This window comes from Brevundimonas denitrificans, from assembly GCF_030160755.1.
Lineage (GTDB): Bacteria > Pseudomonadota > Alphaproteobacteria > Caulobacterales > Caulobacteraceae > Brevundimonas > Brevundimonas denitrificans.
Genome location: NZ_BSOY01000025.1, coordinates 25,972 through 35,195 on the forward strand (window position 1 = coordinate 25,972; position 9,224 = coordinate 35,195).

The 9,224-nt window shown below is 69.6% G+C and carries 11 protein-coding genes and 1 pseudogene; 4 read left to right on the forward strand and 8 right to left on the reverse strand.

Annotated features, from left to right (window positions below):
- Window positions 1-6: 6 nt before the first annotated feature.
- The gene (locus QQJ79_RS07285; RefSeq protein WP_284222265.1) at window positions 7-1,113 is read right to left on the reverse strand and encodes an S-(hydroxymethyl)glutathione dehydrogenase/class III alcohol dehydrogenase; all 1,107 of its coding nucleotides are present in this window, start codon (window positions 1,111-1,113) and stop codon (window positions 7-9) included.
- Window positions 1,114-1,173: 60 nt separating this feature from the next.
- Between QQJ79_RS07285 and QQJ79_RS07290 the strand changes: the two genes are divergently transcribed.
- On the forward strand, window positions 1,174-1,884 hold the full coding sequence (locus QQJ79_RS07290; protein ID WP_284222266.1) for an NAD-dependent deacylase: 711 nt from the start codon (window positions 1,174-1,176) through the stop codon (window positions 1,882-1,884).
- Between the two features lie 27 nt (window positions 1,885-1,911).
- Here QQJ79_RS07290 and QQJ79_RS07295 read toward each other — a convergent pair whose 3' ends face one another.
- Genes QQJ79_RS07295 through QQJ79_RS07310 form a run of 4 tightly spaced genes read right to left on the reverse strand, consistent with a single transcriptional unit; the run spans window position 1,912 to window position 5,783 of the window.
- Window positions 1,912-2,691 (reverse strand): RNA methyltransferase, encoded by a 780-nt coding sequence (locus QQJ79_RS07295; protein ID WP_284222267.1) that lies wholly within the window; start codon window positions 2,689-2,691, stop codon window positions 1,912-1,914.
- A complete protein-coding gene (locus tag QQJ79_RS07300) occupies window positions 2,691-4,145 on the reverse strand; it encodes a tetratricopeptide repeat-containing sulfotransferase family protein (protein ID WP_284222268.1) in 1,455 nt (484 codons plus the stop codon). The genes QQJ79_RS07295 and QQJ79_RS07300 overlap by 1 nt, the downstream gene beginning before the upstream one ends.
- Complete coding sequence (locus tag QQJ79_RS07305) at window positions 4,146-5,168, reverse strand: phospholipase C/P1 nuclease family protein (RefSeq protein WP_284222269.1); 1,023 nt, start codon at window positions 5,166-5,168, stop codon at window positions 4,146-4,148.
- Between the two features lie 30 nt (window positions 5,169-5,198).
- Entirely contained in the window at window positions 5,199-5,783 is a 585-nt protein-coding gene (locus QQJ79_RS07310) for a glutathione S-transferase family protein (protein ID WP_284222270.1), read from the reverse strand.
- A gap of 218 nt (window positions 5,784-6,001) precedes the next feature.
- On the opposite strand from QQJ79_RS07310, the gene QQJ79_RS07315 reads away from it, so the two are divergent.
- Window positions 6,002-6,616, forward strand: coding sequence for a 3D domain-containing protein (locus QQJ79_RS07315; protein ID WP_284222271.1), 615 nt, complete (start codon window positions 6,002-6,004; stop codon window positions 6,614-6,616).
- 71 nt (window positions 6,617-6,687) lie between these two features.
- On the forward strand, window positions 6,688-7,380 hold the full coding sequence (locus tag QQJ79_RS07320) for a hypothetical protein (RefSeq protein WP_284222272.1): 693 nt from the start codon (window positions 6,688-6,690) through the stop codon (window positions 7,378-7,380).
- 119 nt (window positions 7,381-7,499) lie between these two features.
- On the opposite strand, the gene QQJ79_RS07325 is transcribed toward QQJ79_RS07320, so the two are convergent.
- Window positions 7,500-7,823, reverse strand: a complete 324-nt coding sequence (locus QQJ79_RS07325; RefSeq protein WP_284222273.1) for an Mpo1-like protein — start codon at window positions 7,821-7,823, stop codon at window positions 7,500-7,502.
- A gap of 117 nt (window positions 7,824-7,940) precedes the next feature.
- Here QQJ79_RS07325 and QQJ79_RS07330 point away from each other — a divergent pair, with 117 nt between their 5' ends.
- Entirely contained in the window at window positions 7,941-8,150 is a 210-nt protein-coding gene (locus tag QQJ79_RS07330; RefSeq protein WP_284222274.1) for a flagellar hook protein FlgE, read from the forward strand.
- A gap of 7 nt (window positions 8,151-8,157) precedes the next feature.
- On the opposite strand, the gene QQJ79_RS07335 is transcribed toward QQJ79_RS07330, so the two are convergent.
- Both QQJ79_RS07335 and QQJ79_RS07340 read right to left on the reverse strand, forming a co-directional pair.
- Window positions 8,158-8,688 (reverse strand): hypothetical protein, encoded by a 531-nt coding sequence (locus QQJ79_RS07335; protein WP_284222275.1) that lies wholly within the window; start codon window positions 8,686-8,688, stop codon window positions 8,158-8,160.
- Between the two features lie 154 nt (window positions 8,689-8,842).
- Window positions 8,843-9,224 (reverse strand): annotated as a pseudogene (locus tag QQJ79_RS07340) (hypothetical protein); the annotation flags it as partial.

Genomic DNA, 9,224 nt, shown 5'->3' on the forward strand with positions numbered 1-9,224 from the left:
CCTCTCCTAGAACACCACCACGCTGCGGATGCTCTCCCCCGCATGCATCAGGTCGAAGGCCTCGTTGATCCGCTCCAGCGGCAGGGTGTGGGTGATCATCGGGTCGATCTCGATCTTGCCGTCCATGTACCAGTCGACGATCTTGGGCGTGTCGGTCCGCCCGCGCGCGCCTCCGAAGGCCGAGCCGCGCCACACCCGGCCGGTGACCAGCTGGAACGGCCGGGTGGCGATCTCCTTGCCGGACTCAGCCACGCCGATGATGATGCTCTCGCCCCAGCCGCGATGGCAGGCCTCCAGCGCCTGACGCATAACCGTGGTGTTGCCGGTGCAGTCGAAGGTGTAGTCGGCCCCGCCGCCCGTCATCTCGACCAGATGCGCCACCACGTCCGACACGTTCTTCGGATTGACGAAATGGGTCATGCCGAAACGGCGGCCCCATTCTTCCTTGGTGTCGTTGATGTCCACGCCGACGATCATGTCGGCCCCGACCATCTTCAGCCCCTGGATGACGTTCAGCCCGATGCCGCCGAGGCCGAAGACGACGCAGTTGGCGCCCGGCTCCACCTTCGCCGTATTGACCACCGCGCCCACCCCCGTGGTCACGCCGCAGCCGACGTAGCAGGCGCTGGCGAACGGCGCGTCCTTGCGGATCTTCGCCAGGGCGATCTCGGGCAGGACGGTGAAATTCGAGAAGGTCGAACAGCCCATATAGTGGGCGATCGCCTGCCCCTTGTAGCTGAACCGCGAGGTGCCGTCTGGCATGACGCCCTTGCCCTGGGTCGCCCGGATGGCGGTGCACAGGTTGGTCTTGCGGCTGAGGCAGCTTTTACATTGCCGGCACTCGGGCGTGTACAGCGGGATCACATGGTCGCCGGCCGCCACCGAGGTCACCCCCGGCCCGACCTCGACCACCACCCCGGCGCCCTCATGGCCCAGGATCGACGGGAAGATCCCCTCCGAGTCCAGCCCGTCCAGCGTATAGGCGTCGGTGTGACAGATGCCGGTCGCCTTGATCTCGACCAGCACCTCCCCGGCGCGCGGCCCCTCCAGATCGACCTCGACGATCTCCAGCGGACGTTTGGCCTCGAAGGCGACGGCGGCGCGGGTTTTCATGGGCGGGGCTCCTGTGCGTTGCGGTTCTTCTAGGACAGACCGCCGATGCTATGGAACCGCATGGCGCACAGAAACCTCGTCATCCTCACCGGCGCCGGCGTCTCGGCCGAGTCCGGCGTCCCCACCTTCCGCGCCGACGACGGCCTGTGGATGGGCCACCGCATCGAGGACGTGGCCACGCCCGAGGCCTTCGCCCGCGACCCGGCGCTGGTGCAGGACTTCTACAACCGCCGCCGCCGCCAGCTGGCGACCGTGCATCCCAACGCCGCCCACCACGCCCTCGCCGAACTCGCCGCGCGCTGGGAGGGCGACTTCCTGCTGGTCACCCAGAATGTCGACGACCTGCACGACCGCGCCCATGCGGCGAACCCGCCGGCCGCCGGCTTCGAGCTGATCCACATGCACGGCGAGCTGCTCAAGGCCCATTGCGCCGCAACCGGCCGCATCTGCGACTGGACCGGCGATCTGGCCGTGCACGAGCCTTCGCCGCACCATCCGCAGGGTCGGCTGCGTCCGCATATCGTCTGGTTCGGGGAGATGCCGCTGCAGATGGACCGCATCGAGGCGGCGCTGGCGCGGTGCGACCTGTTTGTCGCAATCGGCACCTCGGGCGCCGTGTACCCGGCGGCGGGGTTCGTCGAACTGGCGCGCCACGCCGGAGCCCGGACGGTCGAGATCAATCTGGAGCCGACCATGGGCCGCCGCCGGTTCGACGAAGGCCTGTACGGGCCGGCGACGGAGACCGTGCCAGCGTTCTGCGACAATCTCTGACTTCCTTCTCCCCCAGGGTAGAAGGGATCACCTGGGCTCTTCCCCCGCCGCCTTCTTCGCCAGCCGCGCCAGCACCCGCCCCCGCCCCTTCGACAGGGCCGTGATCACCCCCCGGAAGGTCGCTGCCTCCTGCGCCGTGAAGGCCGCCCGGCCCAGCATCACCCGCAGGTTCTGGCTCATCGAGCGGAATTTCTCGGGCGGATGGAAGAAGCCGGCGGCGTCCAGCTCCTTTTCCAGATGTTCGTACATGCCCAGCATCAGCGCGCCCGACGCCGGCGGCTCGCCCTCGCGGAAATTCGGCGGCGGGGCGTCCAGCACCAGGGTGCGCCACTCATAGGCGTTGATCGCCACCGCCTGGGCCAGGTTCAGGCTCTGGTGACGCGGGTCGATGGGGATGGTGACGATGCCCTGGCACAGGGCGATGTCGGAGGTCTCCAGCCCCGCCCGCTCGCCCCCGAACAACAGGCCGACGCCCAGCCCCGACGCCCGGTCGTCGTACAGCACGCGCGCCGCCTCCCGCGGCGTGCGCACCGGCTGGCGCGTCTCGCGCGGCCGGGCGGTGGTGGCGAAGACGGTGTTCAGGTCGGCGACCGCCTCGGCCACGCTGTCGAACACCTTGATCCCCTCCAGCACCCAGTCCGCGCCCGAGGCCGTGGCCCAGGCCCGTTCCTGCGGCCAGCCGTCGCGCGGCGCCACCAGCCGCAGCTCCGACAATCCGAAATTGGCCATCACCCGCGCCACCGCGCCGATGTTCTCGGCCATCTGGGACTTGTCGAGGATGATGATGGGGGGCGTGGGGTCGGACATCAGGCCTGACTATCTGTTCCGAGCGCCGCCCGCACCCTGTCCAGATGCCGCTCATAATTCCGCCACCGCCCGGACGAGCGCTGGTACAGCGGCTCGCGCACCTGCCAGACGCTGGCGGTCCGCACCGGCGCCGCGGCCCTGTGGAAGTCCAGCACCGCCTCCTCCCAGTCCAGGTCGCAATAGGCCAGGAGCCGCTCCACGGCAGGGCGCGGCTCGACCACCAGGGCGTCGTAGTCGAGATCGAGGATGTCGGGATACAGCGCCTTCCAGTGCCGCATCAGCCGGACATACTGCCCGTGCCAGTGCGCCAGGTCCTCGAGGTCCAGCGCATGCCCCATCGACCGGTCGAGGTGCAGAAACCAGTTGGACAGGATCACGTCCAGCGGCTCGCGGACCGTGTGGACGATTCGGGCGTCGGGGAACATCGCCTTGATCAGGCCGATATGCAGGAAGTTGTCGGGGCGCTTGTCGGTGACCACGTCCGCGTCCGGCCGCGCCGTCTTCAGCCCGCCCAGATAGAGGTCTCTCAACTGCGCGATGGAGGCCACGCCCGCCGTCGCCATGGCCTGCGGATAGCCCGCGATCGCCCGCGCCAGCCCGGGGACCAGGCCCAGCTCGCCGCCCCCCGTGACCCGGCTGTGCCCCGCCAGGATCTGTTCCGTCAGGGTCGACCCCGACCGGAACAGGCCGCAGATGAAGATCGGCGGGTCGCCAGCGTCCACGACCGGCGCGGCGGGTTCGGGAAACGCCGCGATCAGGCTGTCGATGAACCGTTCATGCGCCGCCCGGTCGTAGCGCGCGCCCTCGGGGTCCGTCGCCCGGCTGGCGGCGTTGGCGGCAGCATAGGCGGCGAAGGCGTCGTCATACGCGCCGACCTGGTCCAGCGCCCGGCCGAGCGCAAAGCCCAGTTCCGCCCGGTCGCCGACAGGCAGGCCCGGCTCTGCGACCGCCGCCCTGAGTTCGCCGATCACCGGATCGTCCGCCCCGGACAGCCGCGCCAGCCCCGCCGACCGGGCCAGCGCCACCGGGTGCCCCGGCGCCACCACCAGAGCCCGCGCGTAAGCGTCCCCCGCCGCCTCGCGCCGCCCCATATCCTCGTGCAGATTGCCAAGGTTCAGCAGGGCCGGCAGCCAGTCGGGCGCGACGGCCAGAGCCGCCTCCAGATCGGCCAGGGCCAGATCGGGCCGACCCAGATCGTCGGCGTGGATCACGCCGCGGTTCAGCCACGCCTCTTCCGGCCCCGAGACGCCGCGCTTCAGCGCCTCGTCATAGGCCTTGAGCGCGGCCTCGAACCGCCCGCACCGGCGCTCCATCAGCGCCAGGTTGAACCAGCTGTCGGGCAGGTCGGGGCGGATCGCCAGCAGCTGGCGATAGGCCTGCGCCGCCTCGTCCGCCCGCCCCGCCGCGCGCAGCCGCGAGGCCAGGGCCATCAGGGCTTCGGCGGGCTCGGCCAATCAGTCCTCGCCGTACATGGCCAGCCACGGATCCGCGGTCCCGGCCTCGACCTCATTGACCTTGACCGTCGGCCAGCCGATCGCGTCGTCCGCCGAGTCCCGCCACGCCAGCACGAACAGGTCGCGCAGCTCGGACGCTCCCGCGGCCAGCCGCGCCGTCACAAAGGCTCCGCCGCGCGCATCGCTCTCGGTAAAGCCCCCGGCCTTCTCGAGCACATAGAAGGGCGTCACCTCGGCCAGGGTGGTCTTCAGATAGGCCGGCACCCGCAGGCGCAGGTCGAATCCGTCCAGCGCCGGCGGCGCCATCGCCGCCTCGACCACGTCCAGTCGCGCGACCCGCGCCGTGAAGGCCCCTTCGAAGGCGCCGTGGGTCTGGCGCGAGGTCGTGAACCCCTGCGGATTGGGCGTGTCGCGGTTCCAGCCATTGTAGTGGATCGTGGTGTGGTGCGGCTGCGAACCGTCGCCGACGTAATGGCCCAGATGGCCCATGTCGCGCAGGATCAGGGCCTCGCGGCGGATACGGTCCTCGCGGTACCAGGCCCGTTTGCCGGGATCGCGCTCGCGCGCCTCGGCGGCGTTCAGCACCCGCCAGGTGGCGAAGTCGCGCACCAGCTGCTGATAGCCGTCCATGATGGCGTAGGGCAGATAGCCGGCGTCATCGACCTCGATCCCCGCCGTGGCCAGCGCCGCGTCATATTCGGATTTCAGCCGCGGCAGGGCGTCGATCGACATCCCCTGCTCGTTCATGATCCGGCCGTCCTCGATCATGTCGACGAAATGGGCCGTGTCGCGCTCGCGGTCGTGCGGCTGGCCGCCGCCCTTGGTGCGGTCGGGCTCGCGCGACAGCTCCCCGACCTCGGCCGCCGCCCCGGGCGTGCGCAGGAAGGCGGGCAGTTCGTCCGGCAGGCCGCGGACAGCGGCCATGCCGATCAGCCGGTGGCCGGTATTGCCCCAGGCGGAAGCCTGCATCGCGATCCCGCCGGCGGCGACGAGGGCGAGGGCGGCGATGGCGAGACGTTTCATGGCGGGCTCCGGCGCGGTGACCGGACCGCTCTAGCGTATCCCGAACGCCGTCTCCACCCGCGCAATCCACGCCCGGACCGCTGGATAGGCCGACAGGTCGAAATCCCCCTCGTGCGCCATCCGGGTGTAGGCGACCAGGGCCAGATCGGCGAGCGTCGGCCCGCCCCCGACCAGCCAGTCCGCGCCGTTCAGCGCCGCCTCCATCCGGGCCAGCGCCGCATGGCCGCGCTCCATCAGCCGGGGCTCGATCTCGTCCGCTTCTTTACCGCCCAGCAGCCGCTGGAACCGGACCACGGCGATATAGGGTTCGTGACTGTACTGTTCCCAGAACAGCCATTCGTACATCCGGGCCCGGTCATAGGCATCGGCGGGAATGAAGTCGGTCCCCTCGCCGAAATACCCGATGATCGCATTGGATTGGGCCAGCACCCGGCCGTCCCCAAACACCACCGCAGGCACCTGGCCGGCGGGATTTCGGGCCAGAAAGTCCGCGCTGCGCGTCACGCCGGACATGACGTCTGTTTCGACCCAGCGATAATCACGCCCGAGCCGGTCCAGCAACCACTTGACCTTCAAACAGTTGCCGGAACGAATATCGCCATAGACAGTAAGCATCTGGCCTCAGCAAAGTGTTTCTGATCTGCGAATACAGCTTACAGATTTCGCCGCGTTGGCCAAACGAGATTCGGCTTAACCATCACAAGCCCCGCTTATCCACCGCAAAGGCGGACAGGTGGTCGCACCCGGCCGCGAATGACTGGTTTTCGCCACATTTGAGACGGACAAGCCCGGCGCCGGACGCGTCAGGGGCCGGTGATTCCGTGAGTCAATTCATGCTCGGCACTGCCGCTGCGCTCGCCCTCATCTGGGCGATGGCCTTCCCCGCCCAGGCGGGCGCCATGGAAGATCCTGTGTCCTACGAAGCGGCTGTCGCCGCCGGTCTGGGCGCGGAATCAATCCCCACGGCGAGTGAAGGTTCCGACAGCGGCATGAGCATGCTCAGCCCCGAACAACAGGCCCTGATGGCCGAAGGCGCCGACTGGACCGCCCGGGTCAATCTCTACCATGCGGGCGGCGGCGGAGCGACGGGCAACGACAGCCTCGGTTGCCGGCCGATCGCCATGCGCACCATCGCCACCGATCCCCGCTACATCCCCCGTCGCACCCGCCTGTTCATCCCCGAGACGGTCGGCATGCGGATGCCCGACGGCGCCATCCACGACGGCTACTGGTACGCCTCCGACACCGGCGGCGCGATCAAGGGCCAGAAGATCGACCTCTATACCGGTCACGGCCGCGGCTCGATGTCGCCCGCCATGCGCTTCAACCAGCGCCGCCTGACCCTCGTCGACGCCGGCCGCTTCGACGGCTGCCCGCCCTCGTGGGACAGCCTGCCCAGCCAGGCGACCCAGATGGCTTCGGCGGGAACGAACGCCGGCTCGCGCTGACCCGCCCCATCCGGGCGATTGCCGTTCTCTGAAAACCGGCTAGATTTCCCGACCTGATCGGGGAGGCTGCCATGCGCGTGTGCTGGAAGGCTTTGATCCTGGGCCTGGCCGGCCTGATCGTCGGCGCAGGCGCCGCTGCCGCCCAGACCGCGCCCATGACCGAACGCACCGAGAGGATCGGTCTGGAAGGGCGTCGCGGTCCCAGCCTGTTCCGGCCCGGCTTCGCCATCGGCGAATACACCGGCTCGGCGACCTCGCGCAGTTCCAGCACCCGCCTGCCATGGCAGTCGCGCGACATGGCGCGCGCCGAGTTCTCGCTGACCTCGCCGGGGCTCGGCGAGGTGTCCGGCGACTGCGGCGGCGGCCAGGGTCATAGCCATATCCTCGGCATCACCTTCGACCGCGACCCTCTCAGCTACGACTGCGTCTACGCCGGCGCCGCCCCGGCCAATGCGCGCTTCAGCCTGGCCCTGTCCCGCGGCAGCCTCTCGGGCCGGATTCAGCAGCCGCAGCGGGCCGGGGAACTGGTGTGGGGCGACATCACCCTGCGCGCCGAGACGAAGCGGATCGGCGGCCTGCCGTTCGGCGGCGGGCGGGTCATGGGCTATGTCTTCACCCGCGACGGCGTCGAGATCGGCGGCCTCGACCTCAACGGCTTCCGTCCGACCTTCTATCTTCCGCCGCAGGGTTCGCCCGACCGCGACGCCGCCGCCGTGCTGGCGGTCAGCCTGTTCGCCTTCCAGGACCCGGCGAACCGGCAGTGAAGAGTGGCCAGTGGCTAGTGGTTAGTGATTGCTGCTTCACTGGCGGCGGAAGGGCGGCGCGACCCGCGCCACGTCCCGACTTGCGGCCAGCCACTAGCCACTAGCCACTAGCCACTCCCTCAGAATTTGCGCTTGCCGCTGACCGTCTCGAAGAACATCCGCCAGTCGCCCATCAGGCTCCACAGCGGATACTGGAAGGTCGCCGGCCGGTTCTTCTCGAAGAAGAAGTGACCCACCCAGGCGAAGCCGTAGCCGACCAGCGGCATGGCCAGCAGCCACCAGGCGTTGCGCGTCACGATCGCCAGCACCAGCACCCCGATCACCAGCGCCGACCCCACCACATGGATCCGCCGGCACGTCCGGTTGGAGTGCTCGTGGATGTAATAGGGATAGAAGGCGCTGAACGACTGATAGCGTTCGCCGGGTGCGGGCTGGCTGGTCATGGCGTCAGCCTCTCCCCGCCCCGCCCCGCGGTCAAGCCGCCGTCGTTCACCATCCCTGTCAGGGATCGGGAAAGGCCCGCGCCCGGATAGTCGGCCTCCCCCGTCCGGAGTCTCCCCATGCAGGCCTTCGCCATCGCCGCCTCGGGAATCGCCGGCGCCACGGAACGGTTCGCCGCCAGCGCCGCCCGCACGGCCCGTGATCCGCTCGCCGATCTGGCCGGCGAGACCGTCGAACGCATGACGGCCGGGACGGCGCTAAAGGCCAATGTCGCGGTCCTGAAAACCGCCGACGAGATGTACGCAAGTCTGCTCGACATCCTCGCCTGACGCGACGTCAGCCCTCGGTCACCGGCTCCGGGCCCAGCATCCGCCGGATCGCCGGCCAGATCTTCGCCAGCGCCGAGAAGAAGCCGACCACGGTCGAGACCCACTGGAACGCCGTCCAGACCCAGCCGAACAGGTCGCCGTCGCCCAGCGCCTGGCTGATCGGGAACAACACCCGCGAAATGCCGATCTGGAAGGCCGCGTAGCTTTCGGAATATTCGATCGAGCGGTCGGCGAAGAAGGCGATCGCCACCGCCGCCGAGACCGGCGCCCACAGCAGCGGCAGGGCCAGCAAAAGGGCCAGCAGCAGCAACGCCAGCTTGGTGCCCAGGGTCTCGCCCGACAACAGGCTCAACACCACGCCGACGCCGAGTCCCAGCGTCGTCGCGCCGAGCAGAATCGGCAGGACCTGGTCGATCGCCACCATCAGGTCGGCGAACATCAGCCCGATCAATATGGCCGCCCCGCTCAGCAGAAAACCGCCGACCCAGAGGGCGGCGTACTGGCTCAGGCGGCGTTTCAGATAACCGAGGTTGAACATGGCGGCCTTCCTCGCGGGCGAGGAGTCGAGGATGCCGCGCGACGGGTCGGAAGTCCATTGGCGGAACGATGGTCGCCCGGGCCGCAGGGCGGACGTGAAAAGGCCCCGCCGGACCGATCCGGCGGGGCCTTTCAGTATCTGGCTGCGAGCCGATCTAGCGCGGATCGGGCGTGGTTTCGGCATGGCCGTCGGAGTTGTCATTGCTCCGGCTCGGCGCACCGTTGCGGGTCGCGGGAGCTTGGGCGCCGGCGCGGCTCGAGCGACGGGGACGATCAGCCGCAGCCGAACCAGATCCGGCGCCGGAACCCGAGAAGCTCAGGCCCGAACCGGAGGCGCCCACACCGGCGCCGGCCCCCAGATCGCCCGACAAGCCACTGTTGGCGCCGCCATTGACGCTGCCGTTCGCCGAGCCGGAAGCCGACCCGTCAACGCTCCGGGCCGCGCCGACGGCCGAGCGGGCTGTACCGGCCGCGCGGGCCTCAGCCCGCTGTTCGGCGGCCAGGGCCCGCTGACGGGCCCGTTCGGCGCGTTGCTCG

What these genes read in the sequence shown, in the direction of transcription:
- QQJ79_RS07310 (WP_284222270.1), bottom strand. Translation starts at nt 5,783, where the DNA reads ATGCTTACTGTCTATGGCGATATTCGTTCCGGCAACTGTTTGAAGGTC.
- QQJ79_RS07315 (WP_284222271.1), top strand. Translation starts at nt 6,002, where the DNA reads ATGCTCGGCACTGCCGCTGCGCTCGCCCTCATCTGGGCGATGGCCTTC.
- QQJ79_RS07325 (WP_284222273.1), bottom strand. Translation starts at nt 7,823, where the DNA reads ATGACCAGCCAGCCCGCACCCGGCGAACGCTATCAGTCGTTCAGCGCC.
- QQJ79_RS07305 (WP_284222269.1), bottom strand. Translation starts at nt 5,168, where the DNA reads ATGAAACGTCTCGCCATCGCCGCCCTCGCCCTCGTCGCCGCCGGCGGG.
- QQJ79_RS07295 (WP_284222267.1), bottom strand. Translation starts at nt 2,691, where the DNA reads ATGTCCGACCCCACGCCCCCCATCATCATCCTCGACAAGTCCCAGATG.
- QQJ79_RS07335 (WP_284222275.1), bottom strand. Translation starts at nt 8,688, where the DNA reads ATGTTCAACCTCGGTTATCTGAAACGCCGCCTGAGCCAGTACGCCGCC.
- QQJ79_RS07290 (WP_284222266.1), top strand. Translation starts at nt 1,174, where the DNA reads ATGGCGCACAGAAACCTCGTCATCCTCACCGGCGCCGGCGTCTCGGCC.
- QQJ79_RS07320 (WP_284222272.1), top strand. Translation starts at nt 6,688, where the DNA reads ATGCGCGTGTGCTGGAAGGCTTTGATCCTGGGCCTGGCCGGCCTGATC.
- QQJ79_RS07285 (WP_284222265.1), bottom strand. Translation starts at nt 1,113, where the DNA reads ATGAAAACCCGCGCCGCCGTCGCCTTCGAGGCCAAACGTCCGCTGGAG.
- QQJ79_RS07330 (WP_284222274.1), top strand. Translation starts at nt 7,941, where the DNA reads ATGCAGGCCTTCGCCATCGCCGCCTCGGGAATCGCCGGCGCCACGGAA.